General features: G+C 49.8%; 23 protein-coding genes and 11 tRNA genes. 13 read left to right on the forward strand and 21 right to left on the reverse strand.

From position 1 onward, the window contains the following. Positions 1 to 119 precede the first annotated feature (119 nt). The 13 genes from GCE9029_RS00985 to lolB form a co-directional block, all read right to left on the reverse strand. Positions 120 to 194: transfer RNA gene (locus GCE9029_RS00985), tRNA-Gln, on the reverse strand. A gap of 28 nt (positions 195 to 222) precedes the next feature. After that, positions 223 to 309: transfer RNA gene (locus tag GCE9029_RS00990), tRNA-Leu, on the reverse strand. A 58-nt stretch (positions 310 to 367) separates the two neighbouring features. Continuing rightward, positions 368 to 454: transfer RNA gene (locus GCE9029_RS00995), tRNA-Leu, on the reverse strand. Positions 455 to 510: 56 nt separating this feature from the next. Further along, positions 511 to 597 (reverse strand) — tRNA-Leu (locus tag GCE9029_RS01000). A gap of 91 nt (positions 598 to 688) precedes the next feature. After that, positions 689 to 765: transfer RNA gene (locus GCE9029_RS01005), tRNA-Met, on the reverse strand. Between the two features lie 11 nt (positions 766 to 776). Beyond that, positions 777 to 851: transfer RNA gene (locus GCE9029_RS01010), tRNA-Gln, on the reverse strand. 26 nt (positions 852 to 877) lie between these two features. Next, a tRNA-Leu gene (locus GCE9029_RS01015) sits at positions 878 to 964 on the reverse strand. Between the two features lie 21 nt (positions 965 to 985). After that, positions 986 to 1,062: transfer RNA gene (locus tag GCE9029_RS01020), tRNA-Met, on the reverse strand. A 233-nt stretch (positions 1,063 to 1,295) separates the two neighbouring features. Then, on the reverse strand, positions 1,296 to 2,387 hold the full coding sequence (gene ychF / locus GCE9029_RS01025) for a redox-regulated ATPase YchF (protein WP_062660660.1): 1,092 nt from the start codon (positions 2,385 to 2,387) through the stop codon (positions 1,296 to 1,298). Positions 2,388 to 2,438: 51 nt separating this feature from the next. Then, positions 2,439 to 3,029, reverse strand: a complete 591-nt coding sequence (pth, locus tag GCE9029_RS01030; protein ID WP_002542408.1) for an aminoacyl-tRNA hydrolase — start codon at positions 3,027 to 3,029, stop codon at positions 2,439 to 2,441. 143 nt (positions 3,030 to 3,172) lie between these two features. Then, complete coding sequence (locus GCE9029_RS01035) at positions 3,173 to 4,120, reverse strand: ribose-phosphate pyrophosphokinase (protein ID WP_002542407.1); 948 nt, start codon at positions 4,118 to 4,120, stop codon at positions 3,173 to 3,175. 42 nt (positions 4,121 to 4,162) lie between these two features. Beyond that, positions 4,163 to 5,026 carry a 4-(cytidine 5'-diphospho)-2-C-methyl-D-erythritol kinase gene (gene ispE / locus GCE9029_RS01040; protein ID WP_197475310.1) on the reverse strand — a complete coding sequence of 288 codons (864 nt, stop codon included), beginning with the start codon at positions 5,024 to 5,026 and terminating at the stop codon, positions 4,163 to 4,165. Then, positions 5,008 to 5,616 carry a lipoprotein insertase outer membrane protein LolB gene (gene lolB / locus GCE9029_RS01045; protein WP_062660661.1) on the reverse strand — a complete coding sequence of 203 codons (609 nt, stop codon included), beginning with the start codon at positions 5,614 to 5,616 and terminating at the stop codon, positions 5,008 to 5,010. The genes ispE and lolB overlap by 19 nt, the downstream gene beginning before the upstream one ends. Positions 5,617 to 5,909: 293 nt before the next feature. On the opposite strand from lolB, the gene hemA reads away from it, so the two are divergent. Genes hemA through kdsA form a run of 6 tightly spaced genes read left to right on the forward strand, consistent with a single transcriptional unit; the run spans position 5,910 to position 11,221 of the window. After that, positions 5,910 to 7,169, forward strand: coding sequence for a glutamyl-tRNA reductase (gene hemA, locus GCE9029_RS01050; protein ID WP_002542404.1), 1,260 nt, complete (start codon positions 5,910 to 5,912; stop codon positions 7,167 to 7,169). Positions 7,170 to 7,183: 14 nt separating this feature from the next. After that, positions 7,184 to 8,272 carry a peptide chain release factor 1 gene (gene prfA, locus GCE9029_RS01055; RefSeq protein WP_046307270.1) on the forward strand — a complete coding sequence of 363 codons (1,089 nt, stop codon included), beginning with the start codon at positions 7,184 to 7,186 and terminating at the stop codon, positions 8,270 to 8,272. Continuing rightward, positions 8,272 to 9,117 carry a peptide chain release factor N(5)-glutamine methyltransferase gene (gene prmC, locus GCE9029_RS01060; RefSeq protein WP_062660662.1) on the forward strand — a complete coding sequence of 282 codons (846 nt, stop codon included), beginning with the start codon at positions 8,272 to 8,274 and terminating at the stop codon, positions 9,115 to 9,117. Before prfA ends, prmC begins: the two co-directional genes overlap by 1 nt. Positions 9,118 to 9,157: 40 nt before the next feature. Continuing rightward, positions 9,158 to 9,541 carry a SirB2 family protein gene (locus GCE9029_RS01065; protein WP_002542401.1) on the forward strand — a complete coding sequence of 128 codons (384 nt, stop codon included), beginning with the start codon at positions 9,158 to 9,160 and terminating at the stop codon, positions 9,539 to 9,541. Positions 9,542 to 9,543: 2 nt separating this feature from the next. Then, on the forward strand, positions 9,544 to 10,353 hold the full coding sequence (locus GCE9029_RS01070) for a SirB1 family protein (protein WP_062660663.1): 810 nt from the start codon (positions 9,544 to 9,546) through the stop codon (positions 10,351 to 10,353). Positions 10,354 to 10,366: 13 nt separating this feature from the next. Continuing rightward, the gene (kdsA, locus tag GCE9029_RS01075; protein ID WP_062660664.1) at positions 10,367 to 11,221 is read left to right on the forward strand and encodes a 3-deoxy-8-phosphooctulonate synthase; all 855 of its coding nucleotides are present in this window, start codon (positions 10,367 to 10,369) and stop codon (positions 11,219 to 11,221) included. Positions 11,222 to 11,297: 76 nt separating this feature from the next. Here kdsA and GCE9029_RS01080 read toward each other — a convergent pair whose 3' ends face one another. Continuing rightward, a complete protein-coding gene (locus GCE9029_RS01080) occupies positions 11,298 to 13,172 on the reverse strand; it encodes a methyl-accepting chemotaxis protein (RefSeq protein ID WP_062660665.1) in 1,875 nt (624 codons plus the stop codon). 320 nt (positions 13,173 to 13,492) lie between these two features. On the opposite strand from GCE9029_RS01080, the gene GCE9029_RS01085 reads away from it, so the two are divergent. From GCE9029_RS01085 to GCE9029_RS01105, 5 genes are all read left to right on the forward strand, one after another. Further along, on the forward strand, positions 13,493 to 14,842 hold the full coding sequence (locus tag GCE9029_RS01085; protein WP_438356852.1) for a Na+/H+ antiporter NhaC family protein: 1,350 nt from the start codon (positions 13,493 to 13,495) through the stop codon (positions 14,840 to 14,842). 214 nt (positions 14,843 to 15,056) lie between these two features. Further along, complete coding sequence (ushA, locus tag GCE9029_RS01090) at positions 15,057 to 16,733, forward strand: bifunctional UDP-sugar hydrolase/5'-nucleotidase UshA (protein ID WP_062663078.1); 1,677 nt, start codon at positions 15,057 to 15,059, stop codon at positions 16,731 to 16,733. A 141-nt stretch (positions 16,734 to 16,874) separates the two neighbouring features. Further along, complete coding sequence (gene ybaK, locus GCE9029_RS01095; protein WP_062660667.1) at positions 16,875 to 17,354, forward strand: Cys-tRNA(Pro) deacylase; 480 nt, start codon at positions 16,875 to 16,877, stop codon at positions 17,352 to 17,354. Positions 17,355 to 17,357: 3 nt separating this feature from the next. Further along, positions 17,358 to 17,777, forward strand: a complete 420-nt coding sequence (locus GCE9029_RS01100) for a lysozyme inhibitor LprI family protein (RefSeq protein ID WP_062660668.1) — start codon at positions 17,358 to 17,360, stop codon at positions 17,775 to 17,777. After that, complete coding sequence (locus tag GCE9029_RS01105) at positions 17,774 to 18,388, forward strand: LysE family translocator (RefSeq protein WP_062660669.1); 615 nt, start codon at positions 17,774 to 17,776, stop codon at positions 18,386 to 18,388. The genes GCE9029_RS01100 and GCE9029_RS01105 overlap by 4 nt, the downstream gene beginning before the upstream one ends. A 64-nt stretch (positions 18,389 to 18,452) precedes the next feature. Here the strand turns inward: GCE9029_RS01105 and smrA are convergent, their stop codons facing one another. From smrA to GCE9029_RS01125, 4 genes are all read right to left on the reverse strand, one after another. After that, positions 18,453 to 19,037 (reverse strand): DNA endonuclease SmrA, encoded by a 585-nt coding sequence (smrA, locus tag GCE9029_RS01110; RefSeq protein ID WP_082804240.1) that lies wholly within the window; start codon positions 19,035 to 19,037, stop codon positions 18,453 to 18,455. 439 nt (positions 19,038 to 19,476) lie between these two features. Further along, positions 19,477 to 19,553 (reverse strand) — tRNA-Pro (locus GCE9029_RS01115). A 137-nt stretch (positions 19,554 to 19,690) separates the two neighbouring features. Next, a tRNA-Pro gene (locus GCE9029_RS01120) sits at positions 19,691 to 19,767 on the reverse strand. Between the two features lie 137 nt (positions 19,768 to 19,904). Beyond that, positions 19,905 to 19,981: transfer RNA gene (locus GCE9029_RS01125), tRNA-Pro, on the reverse strand. A gap of 257 nt (positions 19,982 to 20,238) precedes the next feature. Between GCE9029_RS01125 and GCE9029_RS25720 the strand changes: the two genes are divergently transcribed. After that, entirely contained in the window at positions 20,239 to 20,379 is a 141-nt protein-coding gene (locus GCE9029_RS25720) for a DUF3149 domain-containing protein (RefSeq protein WP_002541291.1), read from the forward strand. Between the two features lie 292 nt (positions 20,380 to 20,671). Here the strand turns inward: GCE9029_RS25720 and GCE9029_RS01130 are convergent, their stop codons facing one another. From GCE9029_RS01130 to GCE9029_RS01140, 3 genes are all read right to left on the reverse strand, one after another. Next, positions 20,672 to 21,538, reverse strand: a complete 867-nt coding sequence (locus tag GCE9029_RS01130; RefSeq protein ID WP_062660671.1) for a TraB/GumN family protein — start codon at positions 21,536 to 21,538, stop codon at positions 20,672 to 20,674. A 50-nt stretch (positions 21,539 to 21,588) separates the two neighbouring features. After that, the gene (locus tag GCE9029_RS01135) at positions 21,589 to 22,023 is read right to left on the reverse strand and encodes a DUF411 domain-containing protein (protein ID WP_062660672.1); all 435 of its coding nucleotides are present in this window, start codon (positions 22,021 to 22,023) and stop codon (positions 21,589 to 21,591) included. Positions 22,024 to 22,190: 167 nt separating this feature from the next. Next, positions 22,191 to 24,944, reverse strand: coding sequence for a cation transporter (locus tag GCE9029_RS01140; protein WP_062663079.1), 2,754 nt, complete (start codon positions 24,942 to 24,944; stop codon positions 22,191 to 22,193). Between the two features lie 113 nt (positions 24,945 to 25,057). Here GCE9029_RS01140 and cueR point away from each other — a divergent pair, with 113 nt between their 5' ends. Then, positions 25,058 to 25,471, forward strand: coding sequence for a Cu(I)-responsive transcriptional regulator (gene cueR, locus GCE9029_RS01145; RefSeq protein WP_062660673.1), 414 nt, complete (start codon positions 25,058 to 25,060; stop codon positions 25,469 to 25,471). Position 25,472: the final 1 nt, after the last annotated feature.

The raw sequence follows: 25,472 nt of genomic DNA on the forward strand, positions 1-25,472 counted from the left end.
TCAAGCGTACAGGGATTGCAGCGGCTTTCAACCACGTAAGGTTTGGGGGGAATTTCTGAGGGGCTGTTGATCTTTGGTTTAAAAACGAGAAAAGCCCGCTAGAAGCGAGCTTTTAAATATGGCTGGGGTACCTGGATTCGAACCAGGGAATGGCGGCATCAAAAGCCGCTGCCTTACCGCTTGGCGATACCCCAATTGTTTTTATGCTTTTCAGCAAAGGTTTGGTGCGAAGGGAGAGACTTGAACTCTCACGTCCGTAAGGACACTAACACCTGAAGCTAGCGCGTCTACCAATTCCGCCACCATCGCAAACCTAATTGTCTGTCAGTTTTTAACCTTGTCTGACTCTCTTTTAGAGCAAGGGGATTGGTGCGAAGGGAGAGACTTGAACTCTCACGTCCGTAAGGACACTAACACCTGAAGCTAGCGCGTCTACCAATTCCGCCACCATCGCAATCCGAATTGTTGTCAGTTTTTAGCCTTGTCTGACTCTCTTTCGAGCAAGGTATTTGGTGCGAAGGGAGAGACTTGAACTCTCACGTCCGTAAGGACACTAACACCTGAAGCTAGCGCGTCTACCAATTCCGCCACCATCGCAAATTTTGTTTTCCCAGACTGAAAGCCTTCGCTTTCTGAGAATCGGTAGTTTCTCTTATCTGGCTGAAAGTCTCAAGACCTTCAATATTAGTGGTGGCTACGACGGGATTCGAACCTGTGACCCCATCATTATGAGTGATGTGCTCTAACCAACTGAGCTACGTAGCCAACCTGAAATATGGCTGGGGTACCTGGATTCGAACCAGGGAATGGCGGCATCAAAAGCCGCTGCCTTACCGCTTGGCGATACCCCAACAGTTACTTTGCCTTAGCAAAGATTTGGTGCGAAGGGAGAGACTTGAACTCTCACGTCCGTAAGGACACTAACACCTGAAGCTAGCGCGTCTACCAATTCCGCCACCATCGCATATTTGCACAGGAAAGAAGATGGTGGCTACGACGGGATTCGAACCTGTGACCCCATCATTATGAGTGATGTGCTCTAACCAACTGAGCTACGTAGCCATCTTTACTTTCTGGGGTCTCCCCCTGAGTGCGGGGCGCATTATGCGAAGAAGGGCTGACAACGTCAACCTTTTTTCTTGGCTTTTTTTACCCATTTGGTGAGTTCGGTGTGAAAGTGAGCAGGAAGGTTGAAATTCTAACAACTCAAGCTTGAAAGCGTTGCAAGTCCTTAACTTCGGGAAATAAAAAAGCTGGCAGAAGCCAGCTTTTTCAATAGGAGATTGTGTTTGTAATTACACATTAAAGCGGAAGTGGATAACGTCGCCGTCTTTAACGATGTAATCTTTACCTTCCAAACGCCATTTACCCGCTACTTTCGCGCCTGCTTCACCGTTGTTTTCGATGTAATCGTCGTAACCGATGATTTCTGCACGGATAAAGCCTTTTTCGAAGTCAGTGTGGATCTTACCCGCAGCTTGTGGCGCGGTTGCACCGACAGGGATAGTCCAAGCGCGAACTTCTTTCACGCCAGCGGTGAAGTAAGTTTGTAGCGTCAGCAGATCGTAACCTGCGCGGATCACGCGGTTCAGACCTGGTTCTTCAAGACCCATTTCTTCCAGGAACACAGCCGCTTCGTCAGCGTCCAGCTCAGACAGTTCGCCTTCGATTTCCGCACAAACAGCAACAACGGTTGCACCTTCTGCTTCAGCGATCTCACGAACGATGTCCAGGTATGGGTTGTTTTCGAAACCATCATCATTCACGTTTGCGATGTACATGGTTGGCTTCATGGTCAGGAAGTTCAGGTAGTCAACCGCTGCTTGTTCTTCTTTGGTCAGTTCAACAGAACGCAGCATTTTGCCTTCTTCCAACACTGGAAGTAGCTTTTCCAGTACCGCGATTTCGAATTTCGCATCGCGGTCGCCGCCTTTGGCTTTCTTTGCTTGGCGCTGGATAGCGCGTTCACAAGCTTCCATGTCAGACAGTGCCAGTTCGGTGTTGATAACATCGATATCGTCAGCTGGGTTCACTTTACCCGCAACGTGGATGATGTTGTCATTTTCAAAACAACGAACAACGTGTCCAATCGCGTCGGTTTCACGGATGTTAGCCAGGAATTTGTTACCCAGACCTTCACCTTTAGATGCACCTGCAACCAGACCAGCGATGTCTACGAATTCCATCGTAGTTGGCAGGATACGCTGTGGGTTTACGATTTTAGCCAGTGCGTCCAAGCGCAGATCTGGCACTGGTACCACGCCAGTGTTTGGTTCGATGGTACAGAACGGGAAGTTAGCCGCTTCAATACCTGCTTTGGTCAGAGCGTTGAACAGAGTTGATTTACCGACATTTGGCAGACCAACGATACCGCATTTAAAACCCATGAGATGGTAACCTTTCGTTGTATAAACAGTGAAAGCTCAGTCAGCTGACGCTTACTGAGCCTTAAATGTATGCAGGCGATTTTGCGCCTTGGCCAGATCTTCTTTCAGCAAAATGTCGATGCAGCGAACGGCTTCGTCAACGGCTTGCTCGATTTGGCTTTGTTCGTTGGCAGGTGCTTTTGTCAGCACAAAACCCGCCACTTTGTCTTTGTGCCCTGGATGCCCGATCCCGACACGAAGACGATAGAATTCTTTGTTGTTGCCCATTTTGCTGATGATGTCGCGAAGACCATTATGGCCACCGTGACCGCCACCTTTCTTAAATTTGGCAACACCTGGTGGCAAATCCAGCTCGTCATGAGCCACCATGATTTCTTCCGGCTTGATTTGGAAGAATTTCGCCAGTGCAGCGACCGACTTGCCTGACAGATTCATAAATGTGGTTGGGACGAGCAGACGCAGGTCTTCGCCACCCACACTGATTCTGGCAGTCAAACCGAAGTATTTTTTGTCTTCTTTCAGCGACACGTTATGAATGCGCGCTAATTCTTCAACTACCCAGGCACCCGCATTATGACGGGTTTTTGCATATTCCGGCCCTGGATTTGCCAGACCCACTAAAAGACGAATTTTATCGCTCACGGTGAGATTCTCATTATTCTGTGTAGACAGTTTTATGCACAACGGTAAACCGCCCTGTGCCAAAAGCGGCTTATCCTACCATTATCTGTGCAAAACAAAAACGCCCCGCGAAAGCGAGGCGTTTCATCTGCAAAAGGGAGCGATTAAGAATCGAACATTGCAGAGATAGATTCTTCATTGCTGATGCGGCGGATTGCTTCAGCCAACATGCCTGACAGAGTCAGCTGTGAAACTTTACCGGTCGCTTGCATTTCTGCGCTCAGCGGGATTGAGTCAGTGACGATCACTTCGTCAATCACAGATTCTTTGATGTTTTGAGGCGCGTTGCCAGAGAACACTGCGTGAGTTGCGTAAGCGAATACACGCTTTGCGCCACGGTTTTTCAGTGCTTCTGCTGCTTTACACAGAGTGCCACCGGTGTCGATCATGTCGTCAACGATGATGCAGTCACGGCCTTCAACGTCACCGATCAGGTGCATAACCTGAGAAACGTTCGCACGTGGGCGACGTTTGTCGATGATCGCAATGTCAGTGTCATCCAGCAGTTTTGCAGTTGCACGTGCACGTACAACGCCACCGATGTCTGGAGAAACAACGACTGGATCTTCCAGTTTCTTCGCCAGCATGTCTTCCAGAAGTACCGGCGTACCGAAGATGTTGTCTACTGGTACGTCGAAGAAGCCTTGGATTTGCTCTGCGTGCAGGTCAACAGTCAGAACGCGGTCAACACCTACGTTAGACAGGAAGTCTGCGATAACTTTTGCAGTGATTGGCACACGCGCAGAACGCACACGGCGGTCTTGGCGAGCGTAGCCGAAGTAAGGGATAACTGCAGTGATTCGGCCAGCTGATGCGCGACGCAGTGCGTCGATCATCACAACCAATTCCATCAGGTTGTCATTGGTAGGCGCACAAGTCGACTGGATAACGAATACGTCGCTACCCCGTACGTTTTCATTGATTTGTACACACACTTCACCGTCAGAAAAACGACTAACAGTAGCGTCACCTAGTGACATATATAGGCGATTCGCAATGCGTTGGGCGAGTACAGGCGTTGCATTACCAGCAAACAGCTTCATATCAGGCACGGTGGAAAACCTCGGGGTTGCATCCATTGAGTGTTGTCTGTCTCATTGTACTTTCAGTGTCGATAGCAGTGGTGAGGTGTTCACACCACGTGCGACAAAGCCAGTGAGCCAGTCGGGCAATTTGTTTAAGGTGGCTCGCGCGTCCTCTTCGTTTTCGAATTCTGCGAAAACGCAGGCGCCGGTCCCGGTCAGTCTCGACGGCGCGTATTCTAGCAGCCACGAAATAGCCTTATCAACCTCTGGAAACAACTCTCTGACTATCTTTTCGCAATCGTTTTCGTAATTTGCCGCCAACAGCGCATTTAGTGTGCGCTTTGGTGTATTGCGAGTCAGTGAGGGGTGACCAAAAATTTTTGCGGTGGCAATGCTCACCTCAGGCTTGGCTACCAGGTACCACTTCTCTTCTGCTTCGGCAGGTTGGAGCAATTCTCCAACCCCTTCTGCAAACGCTGTGGTACCGCGCACAAATACAGGGACATCCGCACCCAGTGCCAGCCCCATATCGGCTAATTCATCAACAGAAAGCCGAGTTTCCCAGAGGTGATTGAGGGCGACTAATGTGGTGGCAGCATTGGAGGAACCACCACCTAAACCGCCGCCCATTGGCAACACTTTTTCGACGTGAATGTGCGCGCCCAGGGTACATCCGGTTTTTTCTTTGATTGCCATCGCTGCGCGATAGATCAGATTTTCTTCAACCGGGACGCCTTCAATTTCCGGTGACAGGGTGACTTCGCCACTGTCATTGGGGGTAATGGAAAGCGTGTCGCCGTAATCTAGAAACTGAAAAAGGGTTTGCAGATCGTGATAGCCATTATCGCGCTGACCGGTGATGTACAGGAAAAGGTTAAGTTTGGCCGGTGCTGGCCAAACAGAAGTGGTTTGTGTCATTGAGGTAAAACCCATTCAGAAATCACCAGATTCACTTTTTGCTGGTGCTGATTCATTTTGATTTTTGATGGCAGTAAGTTGTTCGTATCAGCATCGTAGCCAGTGTATTCCAACTGCCAGCCAGCCTGATTGGTATCAGCTTTGTTTTCACTCAGGAATGCCAAGCGGTTATCTGCGCCAAGCGTATATTCGTTTTGTTCTGCAGGCAGCCCTTTGACCCACTGCATCATCTCGTCAACGGGCAGGGCAATGCCTGTCAGTTGCTTTAAAAGACTTGCGGCGTTTCTACCGACATAACGTTCACCGTCGCCATCGACCAAAACTGCAATGTCGGGGGTGGCATCCAGTTTAAACAAGGTAGTACCGAGGAAGTTGGTCAGGCGGAGTGAAAGCTCGTCATCTTTCTGCTCCCAGACAAAATTGGCCGAAACGCGCTGTTCAGGACTAATCAGCGCTACTTTGCCTTTAGCCGTGAAGTCAGTAATTTCTGCCAATGCTTTTTGATGAGTTTGCCACTCGGTTTGTGGAATAGGTTGGGTAGAACATCCGGTCAATCCCAATAGGGCGAGGAAAAATACAACCAAGACGCGATGACGTCTGAACATAGGCAAACTCCGTTTTCGGTTTTCTCTGTTGAGAAAGAAGTGGTCTGATTATATCTATGGCAGAGGTAAAAATCTCTCCAATACGATGTAGATATCACACCACTTGGACAAAGCCACATAATGCAATTTGTTACTTGTTGAAAAAATGGACGAATATGTTGTTACGAAAGCGGAAAAGTCACACTTCTGCTTGTTAGCGAGAAGAGGGAACTAATGTTATCTTTTATTCGACGGGCCCATAAAGTAAAATCCACGGCTCGGATTTCATCTGGTGCTGTCGGTAAACCTGCTTAATGAGCTTGTTAGTTCTCGGAATCAATCACAAGACCGCTGCGGTCGACCTGCGTGAGAAAGTCGCTTTTTCTCCGCAACAACTTCGCGATGCATTGCACCAGCTGAAAGAAAAGCAGGTAGTGCAGAGTGGGGTGATTGTGTCTACCTGCAACCGCACTGAAATCTACTGTGAAGTTGACCAGCCAAGCCCTGGCGTCGTCGTGGACTGGCTTCAGGACTTCCATCAACTCGACAGCGAAGCTTTGCTTCCTTGCCTTTATACCCACCATGACCAAGCAGCGGCGCAGCATTTAATGCGAGTGGCGAGTGGCCTTGATTCGCTGGTATTGGGTGAACCTCAGATCTTGGGGCAGGTTAAACAGGCTTACGCGGAATCTGTTGAGCAAAACTCAGTTAATGGTTCGCTGGAGCGTTTGTTCCACAAAACCTTTACCGTGGCTAAACGCGTTCGCACCGAAACAGATATCGGTGGCAATGCGGTATCAGTGGCTTTTGCTGCCTGTTCGCTAGCGCGTCAGATTTTCGAGTCGCTCGAAACCTCTACTGCATTGCTGGTAGGGGCAGGTGAAACCATCGAGCTGGTTGCCAAGCATCTTTTCGAGCACGATTGTAAAAACATTATTGTTGCTAACCGCACCCGCGAGCGTGCTAAACCGTTCGCTGAGGCGTTTGGTGCGGAAATTATCTCTCTGGAAGAGATTCCAGAGCACATGCACAAAGCGGATATCGTGATCAGCTCAACTGCTGCGCCATTGCCAATCATCGGTAAAGGCATGGTGGAAAAAGCTATCAAAGCGCGTCGTCATCAGCCAATGCTGTTGATTGATATTGCCGTGCCACGTGATATTGAAGAAGAAGTGGGTGAGCTGAACGATGCTTACCTTTACACCGTCGACGATTTACATTCGATTGTTGAGCGTAACCGTGAGCAGCGAAAAGCGGCCGCGATTCAGGCTGAAGCGATTGTTGATGAAGAAAGCGAAGGCTTTATGACATGGATGCGTTCCCGCGGAGCGGTGGACAGCATCAAACAATACCGTGCTCATTCGGAAGCACTGAAAGATGAATTGCTTAGCAAGAGCTTACAAGCCCTCGCCAGTGGCGCCGACCCACAGAAAGTGGTCGCCGAGCTGAGCAATAAATTAACCAATAAACTGATCCATGCCCCTACTCAGGCCATGCAGGAAGCTGCCAGAAATGGCGACGAGCGTACACTGGAAACGCTACGTCAGAGCTTAGGTCTGGATCCCCTGAAATAGTTTAAAGACCCACTATGAAATCATCGATTATCGCGAAACTGGAAGCACTCAGTGAGCGCTATGAAGAAGTGCAACATCTGCTTGGCGATCCGGGTGTTATCTCCGATCAGGACCGTTTCCGTTCACTGTCGAAAGAATATAGCCAGCTTGAGGAAGTGACCAAGTGCTTCACTTCCTACAAACAAGCGGAAGAAGATCTGGAAGCGGCGCAGGAAATGGCGAACGAAGACGATCCTGAAATGCGCGAAATGGCGCAGGAAGAAGTGAAAGCAGCAAAGGCGGAAATTGAACGCCTGAGCGATGAGCTTCAGGTACTGTTGTTGCCAAAAGATCCTAACGATGAGCGTAACTGCTTCCTTGAAATCCGCGCGGGTGCGGGCGGTGATGAAGCAGCAATTTTTGCCGGTGACTTGTTCCGCAGCTACAGCCGCTTTGCTGAGAAGAAAGGCTGGCGTGTTGAAGTGGTTAACGCCAACCATGGTGAGCATGGCGGTTACAAAGAAATGATTGCCAAAGTAAGCGGTGAAGGTGCTTACGGTGTGATGAAATTTGAGTCAGGCGGTCACCGCGTTCAGCGTGTTCCTGCTACCGAATCTCAAGGCCGTGTTCACACCTCAGCGTGCACTGTTGCGATATTGCCGGAAATTCCAGAAGCAGAAATCCCGGAAATTAATCCGGCTGATCTGAAAATCGATACCTTCCGTTCATCAGGAGCGGGTGGTCAGCACGTTAACACCACTGACTCGGCAATCCGTATTACTCACTTGCCAACGGGCACCGTGGTGGAATGTCAGGACGAGCGTTCACAACACAAGAACAAAGCCAAAGCGATGGCTGTTCTGGCGGCACGCTTGATCAAAGCAGAAGAAGAAAAACGTGCAGCTGAACAGGCAAGCACCCGCCGTAACTTGCTGGGTTCCGGTGACCGTTCAGACCGTATCCGTACCTACAACTACCCGCAAGGCCGAGTGTCTGACCACCGTATCAACCTGACGGTTTACCGTTTGGACGAAGTGATGGAAGGCGATCTGGATTCACTGATCCAGCCAATCATCCAAGAGTTCCAGGCAGACCAACTGGCGGCGTTGGCTGAGCAACACTAATGCCAATCAGCATTGAAAATGCGCTGCGTGATGCAGCGCTTTTGTTAGCAGAGCATCAAAGCCCCTCACCACGCATTGATGCCTCTGTGCTGCTTTGTCATGTCCTCGATAAGCCAAGCAGTTACCTCTACACCTGGTCAGATAAATCGCTGAGCGACGAAGAGAAAGCCGCGTTTAACGCGCTGCTCGAGCGTCGCAAAGTCGGCGAGCCAGTTGCTTACATCATTGGCTACCGAGATTTCTGGTCGCTACGCCTGAACGTCGAGCCCAGCACCCTGATCCCAAGACCGGATACAGAAAGGTTGGTAGAGCTGGCATTGGAGCGTTTGCCACAAGGTGAGGGCTCTGTGTTGGATCTGGGCACAGGTACGGGGGCGATTGCGTTGGCGATTGCCAGTGAGCGCAAAGACATGGCCGTGACCGGTGTTGATCTTCGTGATGAGGCGGCTGCACTGGCTGAGCGCAACAAGGTTGAAAACGGCATCAACAATGCCCAATTTATGCAAAGCAGCTGGTTTGGCAATGTGCCAGAGCACCGCTTTACCATGATCGTCAGCAACCCGCCTTATATCGACCCGGAAGACCCGCACCTTTCGCAAGGTGACGTTCGGTTTGAGCCGAAGTCTGCATTGATTGCGGATGACCACGGTTTAGCGGATATCCGTGTCATCTGTCAGCAGAGCCCTGAGTATCTCGCTGATAGTGGCTGGTTGCTGATTGAGCATGGCTACGACCAGGGCGAGGTGGTACGCACGATTTTTTCTGATGCAGGATTCAGCGATGTTGAGACGCAGCACGATTATGCTGGGCTGGATCGTGTTACCTTAGGGCGTTTTATTCGCTAAAACCCAAAACAATAAATCAAAAAGAGAGACCTACGGAATTATGTACGTTGCATTGAAGCATACTCACCTGATGTTTATCGCCCTGAGCGTGATCTTGTTTATCATCCGTTTTGCATGGCGCATGATGGACAGCAAAATGCTTGAGAAGAAATGGGTGAAGGTCGTCCCTCACGTGATTGATACCATTTTGCTGGGAACCGGTGTGGCACTGATTTTTGTCACCGGTTTCTATCCATTCACACCTCAAGGGATGTGGATGACTGAAAAGTTGACGTGTGTTCTGGCATACATCGCTCTTGGTTTTGTTGCCATGAAATACAGTCAGGGAACCATGTTCCGACTCTTTGCTTTCTTTGGTGCTTTAGGTTGGGTATTTGCCGCCGCTAATTTGGCTATCACCAAAACACCACAGCTGTTGGGGTAAAAATGATCGGTTTTACTGACCAGGAATTAGATGAGCTGACCTTGGTAGAAGGTGCGCTTGCACTGAATGCTGCTATTGATCCGGCGACATCCATGCATTGGGTTCGGGCAGAGCTCGAACGGCTGGCAAAGGACGCTGAACATTTGTTGGCTGGAGAAGCTAACGACGAATTGAGACTGGAAGGTCTGCTGCGTCTGTTCTACAAAGAATGGGGCTTCAAAGGCGATTTCGAGCAGTACTTTTCGTCTGAAAATGCTTTTGTAGATAAAGTGCTGGAGCGTCGCAAAGGCATTCCAGTGAGTCTGGGCGCAATCTTCCTGTTTTTCGCAGATCGCCTCGACTTGCCGGTTGAGCCAGTCGGCTTTCCGACCCAACTTGTTCTGAAAGTAGATTGGTTCCACCGCGAGCCGCAATACATCAACCCGTTTGATGGCGAGTTTCTGTCTGAACGTGTATTACGCGGTTGGCTAGTGGGCAAAGAAGGCCCAACGGCCCGGCTTGAAGAAGAACACCTTGAGGTGTCGGACAACCCGACACTGATTGGCCGCTGGCTGGCGGTGATCAAAAGTGCACTGCTTCGTGAAGAAAACTACGCGATGGCACTTCGCTGCAGCGAACTTGCGCTGACATTCAGTCCGGATGATCCTTATGAAATCCGCGACCGCGGCTATATTTTCCAGCAATTGAAATGTGACTGGGTCGCCGCGGAAGACTATGAATACTTTATCGCTCAGTGCCCGGATGATCCGGCGGCTGAGCTCCTGAAACTGCAGGTCAAAGTGTTGACTGCAGAAGCTCCTATTTTCCACTAATCAGGAAGTCACCATGACAACACAAAAAACGGTTCAGATTGGCGATATTCAAGTTGCTAACGACAAGCCATTTGTTCTTTTTGCCGGGATGAATGTGTTGGAATCTCGCGATCTGGCGATGCAGATCTGTGAGCACTATGTAGAAGTGACCCAGAAGCTGGGCATTCCATACGTGTTTAAGGCGTCTTTTGACAAAGCAAACCGCTCTTCTGTGCATTCTTACCGTGGCCCAGGTCTGGAAGAAGGCATGAAGATTTTCCAGGAACTGAAAGACACCTTCGGCGTGAAAATCATCACTGACGTTCATACCGAAGCTCAGGCGCAGCCAGTGTCTGAAGTGGTTGATGTTATCCAACTTCCAGCGTTCCTTGCTCGCCAAACCGATTTGGTTGAAGCGATGGCAAAAACCGGCGCAGTGATCAACGTGAAGAAGCCTCAGTTCATGAGTCCAGGTCAGGTAGGCAACATCGTTGATAAGTTCGCTGAGTGTGGCAACGAAAACATCATCCTGTGTGAGCGTGGATCATGCATGGGTTACGACAATCTGGTCGTCGATATGCTGGGCTTCGACGTGATGAAGAAGGCGAGCAATGGCAGCCCAATCATCTTTGACGTGACTCACTCACTGCAATGCCGCGACCCTCTGGGCGCTGCATCTGGCGGTCGTCGAGAGCAAACCGTTGATTTGGCGCGCGCTGGTCTAGGTACCAAGATTGCAGGCCTGTTCATTGAAGCGCACCCGGATCCGGACAACGCACGTTGTGATGGCCCTTCTGCGTTGCCTTTGGACAAGCTGGAGCCATTCCTGAAGCAAATGAAAGCACTGGACGATCTGGTGAAAAGCTTTGACGATCTGAACATCCGTTAAGGATTGACTGCCAGAGAGAAAAAGAAAGCCGGCGTATGCGCCGGCTTTTTCGTGTCTGCGATTGAGTGTCCGAAGGTTATAACCTGAATCTGGCCAGCTCGTCATTGAGCTGACGAGACAGGCTCGAAAGCGCCGTCGCCTGCTCTGTTGCATGATTGGCTTCGTCAGCCAGCTCATCCGACGCATTGCGCACGGCTTCTGTGTTGCGGGTGATTTCTGCCGTGACCAAAGATTGTTCTTCAGCGGCAGAGGCAATCTGAGTCGCCATGTCGCTAATTGTCGATACCGAAGTGGTGATTTGCGACAAACTATTGGTCGCAAAGTTAGCGTCTTCCACGCTGGTCGTCGCCAAATGACGGCTGTCTTCCATGATTTTCACTGCTGACTGGGTAGTGTTTTGCAGCGTTTCAATTGTTGCCTGAATTTCGCGGGTCGAGTTGTGTGTACGCTGGCTCAATACGCGGACTTCGTCGGCAACCACAGCAAAGCCTCTACCTTGTTCACCGGCGCGGGCCGCTTCAATCGCCGCATTCAGTGCCAGCAGGTTGGTTTGCTCGGCAATATCTTGAATCGTGGAAAGAATAGAGTTGATGCTCTGAGTGTGGGAGTCCAGCTCCGCTATCACGCTGGTGGCAGATTCCACTTCTGTCGACAGGTTACCGATTGATTGCTGGCTTTGGTTCACTTGAGTAGCACCTTCCTCTGAACAACCAACAGCTTGCTTGGAAAGTTCAGCGGTATTTTCTGCACTGCCTGCGATTTCTTGGGTTGCCGCCGCCATTTGGTTAATCGCCGTCGCCACCATATTGATTTCATCCTGCTGACCGCGGATGCGGGTGCTGCGGATATTCGCTTGTTCGGCGGCATGGGTTGCCTGCTCAGAGAGCGATTCACCGACACTCTTCAAGTGCGTCATCATGGTGTGCATGTTGGCAACGAAGGTGTTGAAGTTATGCGCCAGTTGGCCGACTTCGTCGTTGCTGTGTGGTGTCAGACGCTGGGTGAGATCAGCATCGCCGCTGGCAATCTCTTCCATGGCCTTTGACACACGAATGAGGTCTCGGAAAAGCACGTTCACCAACCACGCTGACAGTGCCAGCACGACAAGTGTCACAGCAAAGCTTGTCAGGATCAGGGTCGTGACTGCTGAGTTATGTGATGAAAGCTCCGTGTCCATATCCACTTCAATACCAATAATCCAATTGGCTTCCGGCAGCTCAGTAAAGAAGTAAGCCTTTTCCGTACCATTGAGAGAACTATTTAGCAGAGTACCTTGTGTCATGGCTTCGCGGACGTCTGTCATTGTCAGCGCGGCATTGTATTGTGTTAGCGGTTTGCCGTTCAGTGACGCATTGTTGTGGGCAATCAAGGTGCCATCTGCTGCGAACAGCATACCAAAGGCATTTTTCCCAAAATTGAATTGAGACAGGTCACCGACAATCTTGCGGAGACTGATGTCGCCGCCCAGTACACCGCTCAGCTTGCCATTTTGGTAGACAGGGGTTGCCAGCGTCACCATGGTTTCGCCAGTCAGGGCGTCGCGATACGGAGCGGTACAGATTGTTTTGTTCTCTCGCACTGCTTCGATGTACCAAGGACGCTGACGGGGATCGATATCAACGCTGGCGCCGTTTGCGAGTGCCAGTGAACCGTTAGTCTGAGCGAAAAAAGTCATCGCAAAGTCGCCGGAAACCTGAAGCATCGCCAGTGCATTAATTTCATCATCGTGGGGAAGCGTTTCCACATAGCCTTCCATCGCTACATCGTGGGCTTCCAACCAGTTGGCAAAGCCCACACGAGCGACTTGAGACATACTTTCTACGCGGTTTTCTAAGCCTCGATGAGTTTGGGTAGATAATTGGTTAGCAGCCAAGAAAGATAGAATAGTTGCCATCGCGACCACGGCGATAAGGCAGGTGCCTATCAGCTTCTGCTTGAGAGTCAGCGTCATGTTACATTCCTTGCATCGAACTCTTTGAAAAATAGAGGTGGGTTGTGCTGAGATTTTTTATTTTTCGCACAACATTCCGTATCGGCCTGATAAGAGGTTGCTTTAGAGGAAATGCGTAGTTTTTTACTGTCTTAAGCTAAGAAAATGTGAGTTTGCTTTAGCGGTGATTTTGGAGAGAAAAACAAATAGGAAAAGCGCACTGGATGGGCAGCTGACAGAAGAGTATTTTCACCTGTTACAAATTAGCTTGGACGTTTAGACGTCTATATGTTGACGCCCTATCGCTTTGGGATTACCCTGCGTTTCACTTCACAAAAAATATGCAACACAACATGACACAGAAGCAAACGAATATCGCGCCATCGGCGTTAGCACTTTTGCCCTTCGGGCTTTTCCTGTGCCTGTTTATAGGTACGGGCATTTACTTTTCGACTCAGAATGTCGATTTCGCCTTTTACCAACTTCCTGCACCGATAGCGGTGTTACCTGCCATCATGCTGGCCGTGCTGATGAGCAAAGAAAAGCTCAACAGTGCAATTGGTCAATTTATTGAAGGTGTTTCCCATCGCGACATTACCGCGATGTGTCTGATTTACTTGCTGGCGGGGGCTTTCTCAGCAGTAGCAAAAGCAACTGGCGGTGTGGATGCTACCGTCAACTTAGGTCTGGCCATTCTTCCTTCCAGCTTTATTTTGCCGGGCCTGTTTTTGATTTCTGCATTTATCGCAACAGCAATGGGCACCTCAATGGGCACCATTGCTGCGGTTGCCCCTGTGGCTTTGGGCATTGCTGACACGACAGGTATCGATGCGGCTCTGATGGCGGGTGTGGTGCTGAGCGGTGCGATGTTTGGTGACAATCTCTCTATTATTTCAGATACCACAATCGCCGCGACACGCTCTCAGGGCTGTCACATGAAAGACAAGTTCCGTGAGAACGTGAAAATTGCAGTACCTGCGGCTCTGGTGGCGCTGGTGATTTTCTTCTTTGCCAATGAAGTGACCCAAGCACCGGTCGCGGGTGAAATCGACTGGCTGGCAGTGTTGCCTTACCTGACCATTCTTGTATTGGCAGTATATGGCATGAATGTGTTTGTTGTTCTGACCATCGGCATCTTGTTTGCAGGTATTGTTGGCATGGCACAGACGGCTGATTACAGCGTGATGGCATTCAGTCAGGACATCTACAAAGGCTTTGGCAACATGCAGGAGATCTTCCTGTTATCGCTGCTGATTGGTGGTTTGGCCGAGCTGATGCGTCAGCAGGGCGGCTTGGCGTTTGTAACAGATAAACTGAGCAAACTGATCCTGTCCCGTGCCGATAAAGAGACTGACAAAGGCTCTCCTCGCGCAAGTGAAGCGGGTATTGCTGCGCTGGTCAGCATGACTAACCTGTGTACCGCGAACAACACCGTTGCAATTATCGTGGCTGGTGGCGTGGCAAAAGAGCTGGCTACCCAGCATGATGTTGAACCAAAACGCAGCGCCAGCTTACTGGATATCTTCTCTTGTGTGATTCAGGGCATTCTGCCTTACGGTGCGCAGGCGTTACTGCTTGGCTCTATTTTTGGGCTGTCTCCATTGAGTGTTGTGAGTCAGTCGTATTACTGCTTTTTACTGGCTGTATCGGCGGCATTCGCTATATTACGAAGCAGAAAACAGCAAGCTTAAGACACTTTCCTGAGTCGTCATACACCTCAATTGTGGTCGATTTGTCTGCAGTTGAGGTGTTATTCGGTGATCCATGCGTCACTTTGCCTCTACCTATCTTTGATACCCAAACGAACTATTTAAACTACCCTGTGAAAAAAGCGGTTTTGTGTTCGCGCTGACATCAATTCGGCGCGGCTTTCGCTTCGTAGTAATCACGAATAAAGGTATCACCATGAAAGAACGCCTCTCTCTAAAACTGGCCATTAGTGCTGCGTTACTTGCCTCAGTGGCAGGCTGTTCAACCACCACTGAAACAACGGAAGTTGTACCAGGTTGGCAACCAGATACCACTTACAAAGTGACCATTCTTCATACCAACGATAACCACGGTCGCTTTTGGCACAACCGCCACGGCGAGTACGGCATGGCTGCGCGTAAAACGCTGATCGATAATCTACGCGATGATGCCGAAGCTCAAGGTGCAGCAGTGCTGCTTCTGTCTGGTGGTGATATCAATACCGGTGTTCCTGAGTCTGATCTGCAAGATGCAGAACCCGACTTCAAAGGCATGACCATGATCGGCTATGACGCAATGGCTTTGGGTAACCATGAATTCGATAACCCGTTGGATGTGCTTGAGCAGCAAATGGAGTGGGCTGATTTCCCAATGTTGTCAGCAAACATCTATGACAAAGCCACTGGCGACCGTAAATATCAGGCTTACCAAATGTTTGAGCGCAACGGCCTGCGTATTGCGGTTATTGGTCTGACAACAGAAGACACCGCGAAAATCGGTAACCCTGAGTTCATCGGTGAGTTGGACTTCCGTGATCCTAAAGAAGAAGCGAAAAAGCTGATTGCTGAACTGGAAGAAACCGAGAACCCTGACATCATCATCGCTGCAACGCACATGGGCCACTACGAAGATGGCCGACGTGGTATCAATGCTCCCGGTGATGTGGCACTGGCTCGCTACCTGAATGGAGGCTCGCTGGACATGATTGTGGGTGGTCACTCACAAGAGCCTGTTTGTATGGAAGGCCCGAACATGTACAACAAGTCGTTCAAGCCGGGCGACGAGTGTAAGCCGGACAACCAAAACGGCACCTGGATTGTTCAGGCGCACGAGTGGGGCAAGTATGTAGGTAAAGCGGACTTTGAATTCCGCAACGGCGAGTTGAATCTGGTGTCTTACGACCTGATCCCTGTGAACCTTAAGAAGAAAATCAAGGTGAACGGTGAGAAGAAACGAGTCTTCATCCAGAACGAAATTCCTAAGGACAAAGCGCTTTATGACTTCCTGAAGCCTTATCAGGACAAAGGTCAGGAGCAACTGAACGTGAAAATTGCAGAAACCAATGGCCATCTGCAAGGTGATCGCAATGTTGTTCGCTTCCAGCAAACTAATCTGGGTCGTCTGATTGCAGCAGCGCACAAAGACCGTGCAAAAGCAGACTTCTCGGTAATGAACTCCGGTGGGGTCCGTGCCTCAATCGAAGAAGGTGACGTGACCTACAAAGATGTGTTGACGGTTCAGCCATTTGCGAACATGGTGACATACACCGACATGAGTGGTGCAGAAGTGCTGGATTACCTGAACGAAGTGGCAACCAAACCAGTTGACTCAGGTGCTTACGCACAGTTCTACGGCATCTCAATGACAGTGTCACCTGATGGCGTGAGTGATGTTGTGATTGGCGGTGAGCCGCTGGATGCAAACAAAACTTACCGCTTTACTGTACCTAGCTACAACGCAGCCGGCGGCGATGGTTACCCGAAACTGACTGACCACCCTGGCAACGTGAACACTGGCTTTGTGGATGCAGAAGTACTGAAGGATTACCTGGAGAAAAATTCTCCAATTGATGTGAACAAGTACGCGCCAAATGGCGAAATTACTTACAAGTAATCACATTATTCCCTCGCGAGGAAACTCGCGATAGAGACAACAAGGCACTGGTGACAGTGCCTTTTTTTGTGTCATTATCAGCGGGATAAAGCCCTGAACTCTTGATGGTTTATTTCAAGAGCAGAATCAGAGAGAAAGGATATGACACCGGCAATTACACTGGCGGAAAAATCAGGCATTCATTTTCACGTTCATAGTTATGAACATGACCCGAATAACACCAACTTCGGGTTAGAAGCGGCAAGTGTGATGGGGCAAGATCCGGCGCGCGTTTTTAAAACCCTGCTGTTTGCGATGAACGGAGACCCGAAAAAGCTGGCTGTTGCCATTGTGCCGGTTTCTGGTCAGTTGGATTTAAAAGCGGCGGCGAAAGCTGCGGGTGCAAAGAAAACCGAAATGGCGAATCCAACCATCGCAGAAAAGACGACAGGTTATGTCGTAGGTGGCATCAGTCCGCTAGGTCAAAAAAGGCGTTTACTGACGCTTTTGGATGATACGGCTCAAGCCTTTGAAACCATTTACGTCAGCGCGGGCAAACGTGGCCTTGAAATTGAACTTTCTCCCTCAGATTTACTCTCACTGACACAAGGAAAATTTGCCGCGATCGGCAAGGAGGGGTAGTTCATGCGCAAGAGTTGGTGGGTATTCGTTATGTTGGGTTTACCTCTGACGGCCTTTGCTGGAAAAGAACATTCTGCATTGATGGCATGCTACAAAGCATCTGAGACAAACGTTGAAGTCACTGCGTGCTTGGATAACCACTGGAAGGTGGCACAGGATGCATTGAACAAGACAGAAACCGCGCTTAGAGCACACTTTAAAAAGTTGGATGAAGTATCATCGGCGTCCGACGCGCTCCCCATTTTGACGAGCTCAATGGAAGGGTTCCAATACTGGCGTGAAAACCAATGTAAAATGGTGGAGGCGAGCTATGCCTCAGGCTCCGGCAGTGGGCAGGGATACCTTAACTGTATGATTGAACTGACGAATGAACAGATCATTCGCCTGAATAGCCTGATGGGCGTTAAAGGAGGCGCTAAGTGACATTTTCCGTGTGGCTTGGTCTGGCATTGGTGTGTATTTTAGGGGCAGTTTCCCCGGGACCGAGCCTTGTGGTGATGATGCGACACAGTCTGGCAGGAGGCCGCTTACACGGCATTGTTGCTGCTTGGTCACATGCGTTGGGTGTTGGTTTCTATGCGTTGCTAACACTTCTTGGTCTAGCCGTTATTCTCAAAGAATCCCCCACGCTTTTTACCGCTATCGCCTATGCGGGTGCCGCTTATCTTGCCTGGCTCGGCATTAAATCTCTACGCGCGAAAGGCGGAGTCGCAGCCAAACTGGAAAAAGGGGAAAAAACCACCCTATGGGAAGCGGCACGAGATGGCGCCATGATCTCCGTTCTCAATCCTAAACTGGCACTTTTCTTCCTTGCCCTGTTCAGTCAGTTTGTTGCCATCGGCACCGATACGTTCAGTCGTTCGGTGATTGTGATAACACCGTTTGCCATTGATGGCCTTTGGTACACCTTAGTGACCTTGGCGCTCTCGTCTCCGCTTATGCTGGAAAAACTGAAGCAAAAAGCGGTGCTCATTGATCGTCTGTGTGGCGTCGTGCTCATTGGCCTCGCAGTTCGGGTTGTAGTGACGCTATAGGTAGACAATATCCAGAACAAAAAACAGGAGCCGACGGCTCCTGTTTTCGTTTGGGTATAAGACATTAACTGCGGCGGTTGAGGTGTCGCTCCCGCGTCTCCAGTTTCTTTTCCTGACTCTTTTTAATCATCACATAGACTGCGCCGGTACCACCTTGATGACGCTGGGCTGAGTGGAAACATTGCACGTCAGTGATCTGTTCCAGCCACTGGCAGACATAGCTTTTCATCATAGCGGGAGGATTAGAGCGTTCGCCTTTTCCGTGCACAATGATCACCGTGCGAATGTCCATGCGTTGACATTGCTTTAGAAAGCGCAGGATTTCATCTCTAGCATCTTTCAGCGTGTATTTGTGCAGGTCCAGTCGGGCATGAATGTCATATTTACCCAGACGGAGTTTTCTGAACACACCATCCTGTACACCAGGACGCTTGAAAGCCACGATATCGTCAGGCTTAAGTATCTTGGCATAATCAATAGATAGATACTCTGGATCACCCTCAGAGAGGCTTTGAGCCGCAAGCTGACGCGCCAGCTGGGCTTCAGTCGGTTTGTGTGATTGTTGGGAGTTATCGACCGTATCGTGCTTGATAGGCGCGACGTCTGCCATCATCTCCCGAAATAAATCGAACTCGTTGTTGCCGTTCATAGTCGTAGCGGGTTGTTGGAGCATAGTTTGAGTATAACGGCAAACAATTCTGAGGTCTCGTAGGAAGTGAATAACGCAGTAGAGCAAAGAGTTACAACGGAAAATAATACGAAAAAGTCCCCTATGAATACGAGGTTTTGAATATTAGTCTGTGAGGAGTGATTCGATGGGATTTGCCGTCGAGCGGGGCGGCCTTCCGTACCCGACCCATCATGCGAAACGCATGAACATCCGCAGACCTAAAATGAAACAGATAAGAAAAAGCCCCGCATTGCTGCGAGGCTTCAAAGAGTGGTCGGTGAAGAGGGATTCGATGGGACTTGCCGTCGAGCGGGGCGGCCTTCCGTACCCGACCCATCATGCGGGACGCATGAACATCCGCAGACGTAAAATGAAACAGATAAGAAAAAGCCTCGCATTGCTGCGAGGCTTCGAAGAGTGGTCGGTGAAGAGGGATTCGAACCCCCGACCCTCTGGTCCCAAACCAGATGCGCTACCAAACTGCGCTATTCACCGAACATATATTTTGTATCTTGAGATTCCGTTTTTAGAGGGTGACCCTCTGGTCCGCTATTCTCAAGAGCCGGATGCGCCATCAAATTGCGCTATTCACCGACAATGTTGCTCAAGCTTATCGCTCAAGTCTTGATAAGTGGTCGGTGAAGAGGGATTCGAACCCCCGACCCTCTGGTCCCAAACCAGATGCGCTACCAAACTGCGCTATTCACCGAACATATGTTTTGTATCTTGAGATTTCGTTATTAGAGGGTGACCCTCTGGTCCGCTATTCTCAAGAGCCGGATGCGCCATCAAACTGCGCTATTCACCGACAATGTTGCTCAAGCTTATCGCTCAAGTCTTGAAAAGTGGTCGGTGAAGAGGGATTCGAACCCCCGACCCTCTGGTCCCAAACCAGATGCGCTACCAAACTGCGCTATTCACCGACAATGCTGATTCGCTGTGCGTCTCAGAGGTTGGTTATATTACTCATCCACGCTTAAGACTCAAGTGTTTTATCAGGATTTTTGCGTGGTACGAACCGTTCGCTCAAAGGATCACCAATCCCAAATAAATTGCGACAACACACACACTTGAATTATCACGTGCTACTAACACGAGCTTCACTTGATCTGGATCATCGTTGATTCTTTCACCAATTGGCAACCTAGTCTTAACGTTCACAGACATAGGAAGCACAAAAATGGAATTCTGGTTAGACCTACTTTTCGGCAACGCAATTGGCCTCTCCTCAATGATCGTCATTTTTGTTGCCTTGGGCATGATTAGCTTTATGGCTGGGTTCTTTGTCTACAAGGCGATGAAAGAGCCAGGAACACAATAATTCCCTTAAACCAGTTAAATTTAGACTTGGTTGCTTACGCCGAAGGCAGCAACGCACTTCGGCTTCTTTTTATTCCTCTAATAAGAGCAGCAATTCGCTGCTCTTATTGTTTGTAACAAACCTTCCAATTGTGCTCTTTTCCTCATCGTGTATGCGGTAAACTACTCCCAGATTCTGGCTTTACCGCAGTAAGGAAAAGGGTATGAGAAAGTCTATTGTCATCTGGTTTATTTTGTTGTTTCTGGTCTCAATGATTGTTACTCAGGTGCTGGTGAGCGGCTGATTGAGTCGATCATGGAATTGCCGGAATTTCGCAATCAACCTTTTTACCCTGCGTTAAGAGTTTTACGTCGAAACCGGCTTTTTCCAGCAGCGTCAGCACACCTTCTTTGCCGTAAAGATGCAGTGCTCCGACAACCATGACGTAATTTCCTTTGTTAAATCGCGATTTGTCAGTGAGCGCGTCCAGCCAGTTGTGGTTACGCTCATCTATAAGCTGACGCTCGAATTCTCCTGCGCCACTCATTACAGCCACCATTTCTTCCATTTTCGCACCGTCACCATACTGCCAAGCATCAATTAGGCAGGGCATAAACTCTTTGGAAAGTTCCCAGTAATCCAGGGTATCTGTCAGTAACTCCAAACCATCCTTGTTTGCATTGGCCAGTAAGTCGACTTGCTGCTGTACGGTCTCCAATGGGATTACAGGTACAGAATGCTTCTGACTTCGTGAGAGGAAGTAAAGGTCAATGCCCAGCAGTTGTTGGAGTTCCAACTGATTGATTTGGTAAAGCTGGAGTGCCATGGCTGCTTGCCAGGGAGGAAGATTAAGCAGCACGTTTGATAGTGTACCAGTCTCTGCTGCGATTTGCTCAAACGTCTCTTTCTGGGCGTCAGTCAGGTAAGAAGCTGAAGGTTTACCTTTGGGGATGGAAATCGATTTATCGTTAATGATGTCAGCTTCTACGATTAGCCCGTCGGCAGACTCAAAACGCTCGACCATGACACTGGGAAGAGGGTAAAACTCTGGTTTGCCGGCGTGCACGGAACCCATGATGGTAAAGAAAAGGTCACCTTTTTGCGCTTGCCAGACTTGAGGGGCGGCAAAAGATAACGTGCTAAAAAGTAGTGAAAAAAGCAGGGTAGTAATGCGGTACATGAAACCTCCATACTGTTGAAGAACCAGTATGGAGGCACAGGAATGAAATGTCAGTCTTTGTTGTGGCTGTTAAAGACGACAGTCATACCGCTTTTCGAGAAGCCAACGACATCATATGGGTCTTTCTGATCGCCATATTCCATGCCTGGAGAACCCACTGGCATGCCCGGTACTGCAAGACCAGCTAGCTTTGGTTTCTGCTCCAGGAAGGCTTTTACATCGCTTGCTGGGATGTGCCCTTCAAACAGGTAACCGTCGATAACAGTGGTGTGGCACGAAGCAAGCTCTGGCTTGATACCAAGCTTCATCTTAATTGGGTTCATGTTCACATGGTCTTCAGACTTCATTTCAAAGCCGTTATCTTCCATGTGCTTTACCCACTCTTTACAACAGCCGCAGTAAGGGGATTTGTAAGTGATGCCAGAAGCAGCGAATACGCTGGTGGACAGCAGTGCAAACGACAGTGCAGCAAGTTTAGATTTCATCATTTTCTCCTCGATGTTATCCCCGGACGATGAAACTAACCCGGGGAAATGCCTGTTGCTAAGTGGCAAAAGGCGTTAAATCACTCAAATAAAGCGGCAATTAGTTTTTCTTTTCCGCGAGCCAGAACCACCAGATAATGGCTCCTATCAGTCCCAATCCAATGAAATTAACCAGCATGGTTTTCTCCTTTGGGTGGCTTAAACCAGCGCAGTCGGTTGGCATTACTCACAACGGTAATTGACGACAATGCCATGGCTGCACCGGCAACAACTGGGCTCAGCAGTGCGCCGGTGAGGGGATATAGCACACCCGCCGCAATCGGAATACCCAGAGAATTGTAAACAAATGCACCAAAGAGGTTTTCCTTCATGTTTCGAAGGGTTGCTTTGGATAAGGTGAGGCCATCAGTGGCGGCATTGATTGAGTGACGCATCAACGTCATCTGGGCGCTTTCAATCGCAACATCGCTGCCGCTGCCTATGGCAATACCAACTTCAGCTTTGGCCAACGCTGGTGCATCATTGATGCCATCACCAATCATGGCGACTTTCTTTCCTTCGCTTTGCAGGCGAGTGATCACATTCGCTTTACCGTCTGGCAAAACCCCCGCAATCACATTCTCAACCCCTGCCAGCTTGGCAATGGCATTGGCAGTATCAGGGTGATCACCAGTGAGCATTACTACCTGATAGCCTAGAGCTTTAAGCCGTTTCACTGCGCTGGCAGAGTCTGAACGCAATGGGTCGCTGATGCCGATAAGACCGAGAAGCTCAGTGCGTGTTGCCAGATACACAGCGGTTTCCCCGCGATCCGCCTGCTGCTTGGCGGCATCTTGGCTTGTTTCCAGTGCGATCCCTTTTTCCTTCATCAATCGGGCGTTACCCAAGAAATAAGTGTCGCCATCAATATTGGCACTCAGACCTTTTCCTGGAATGCCTTCAAAGTTCGATACCGAAGCAAGGGCAATGTCTTTACTTTTCGCCGCCTCCAGCACTGCTTTTGCCAGTGGGTGCTCAGAGCCCTGTTCAAGGCTTGCAGCGATACGTAGCAATTCCTCATCGGGCAATGCAAGGCTGATAATCGACGTTACTTGCGGTTTGCCTTCGGTCAGTGTGCCGGTTTTATCCAAAACGACAGTGTCTACGGAAGCTGCATGTTGCAATGCCTCTGCATCACGAATAAGTACACCAAGCTCGGCCGCACGGCCAACGCCAGTAGTCACAGACATTGGCGTTGCCAAACCAAGCGCGCAAGGACAGGCGATGATCAGCACAGTGGTCGCGGTAACCAGCATAAAGCTGAGCTTCGGATCAGGGCCAAAGTTGTACCAGCCAAGTGCTGTCAGAATGGCAATGATCATGACGGTAGGAACGAAAATCGCCGAAATAGAATCCGCCATGCGCGCCAGCGCCGGTTTGCTGCTTTGTGCCTGACGAACCAACTGAATAATGCGTGACAGCATAGTGTCGCTACCGATACCGGTGGCTTTAAACAGCAGACTACCGTTTTGGTTCACGGTACCGGCATGCAGCGTTTCCCCTGCGGTTTTGCGAACGGCAAGCGGCTCGCCAGTCAGCATGGATTCATCGACAAAGCTCTCGCCGTCTTGAACCACACCATCAACCGGAATTTTTGAGCCAGGTTTCACGCGAAGCATCATGCCTGCTTGCACGGCAGCCAGAGGGACTTCTCGCTCCTGCCCATTCTCGACAACCAGCGCAGTTGGTGGTTGCAGGTCGAGTAAGCGATCAAGTGCTTTAGATGTCGAGGCCCGCGCTTTGGCTTCAATAGCGTGACCGAGCGTCACCAGGCCCAGAATCATGGCTGTGGCTTCAAAGTACACATGACGTGCCTGTGCAGGAAAAAGATCCGGCGCAAACACCACGGCAACAGAGTACAGCCAAGCCGAACCCGTACCCAAAGCGACTAAGGTATCCATGGTCGCGCGGTGATGGCGTGCGGCTTTCACTGCATTTACGAAGAAATGTTTACCCGCAGTACACAATAGTACAAAGGTTAACAGGCCAATGATGCCCCAGCCGATTTGGCTAGCGGTACTGTCAATGGTCATTGAGCCACCAAACAGTCCCCATGCCATCAAAGGTGCACCTAAGCCCAGAGATAACCAGGTGTGGCGTTTGTGCTCTGCCAACTGCTCTGAATGCATTGCTGCCTGGCGTTCACGGCGCGTCTCTTCGCTTTCACTGACTTCTGCGCCATAGCCTGCCGCTTCAACAGCTTTGATGATGGCATCGGTATCTGCGTCGCCCGACACCAGGGCAGTGCGTTCAGCAAGGTTCACGTTGACGCTAATGACTCCTTGCACGCTCTTAATTGCACCTTCAACGGAGGACACACAACTTGCGCAAGTCATGCCGGAGAGAATCAGTTGCTGGGAAGCACTTTCTGAAATTGGTAACTGCGGCGTTGAAGCCTCGTCTTTCGTTTCTTCAGGCTTCAATGCGGCTTCCGGGAGGATTGTTTCATCATCTTGTGTTGCTGCCACCTGATAGCCTGCCGTTTCGACAATGGCTGCCAATTCTTCTTTTGTTAATGCGCTTTTTATGGTGGCTTCGGTTTTACTCAAATCAGCGAGAAAAACCTTCGGGGAAGCTTCAAAAGCGGCTTTCAGTTTGGCAACACAACGTCCACAGCTTAGCCCAATCAGTGGCAATGTTGTCGTCGTTCCAGCTTGATAACCAAGCGACTCCACGGCATTGATAACCTCACGCAAAGGCGCATCAGCGTTGATAGTCAGGGAGGTGGTATCAACGTCCAGTATCGACACACCATCGATAGTTTCGACGGCATTTTTTACTTTGCGTGCACAGCCCATGCAGCTCAAACCGGACAAAGGAAGCGTAACAGGCGTCGCCGCTTCAGTACTTTGTTGAGTAATGTTCAATTCTGTATCTGTCATTTCGATACCTATAAATTTACTTGCAGTCCCACAGGCGGACTGGTCATAATCCACAGAATAAACCTTCCATCAACTGTAAGGTCAAGCGTGAAGTTCGGACCGAGGATCGTGGTATGAAAATAAATGAAATTGCCAAGGCGACTGGGCTTACTCCTAAGACAATTCGTTTCTACGAACAAAAGGGCATCATTAGCGAACCTGCACGTTTAGAGAATGGTTACCGCGCGTACGGCCAGCAACACATTAATGAGTTACAGATGATTCGCCGCTCGCGTTTGGTCGGCTTTAGTCTAGATGAATGTCAGGCCTTGCTGGATATGTCGCGTAACCCAAACCGCCGAAGTGCCGATGTGAAACAAAAGGCCTTGGAGAAAATCGCGGAGATCGACGACAAAATCAAAGAGCTTCAGGCGATGAAGAAATCACTAAAATCACTGGCTAGCACCTGCCCCGGCGATGACAGCGCCTGCTGCCCAATTATCGAGGCATTATCCTCTGATTCTGAGAGTTCTCCGATAGAAAATTGAA

The sequence above is a fragment of the Grimontia celer genome, assembly GCF_900055185.1.
Lineage (GTDB): Bacteria > Pseudomonadota > Gammaproteobacteria > Enterobacterales > Vibrionaceae > Enterovibrio > Enterovibrio celer.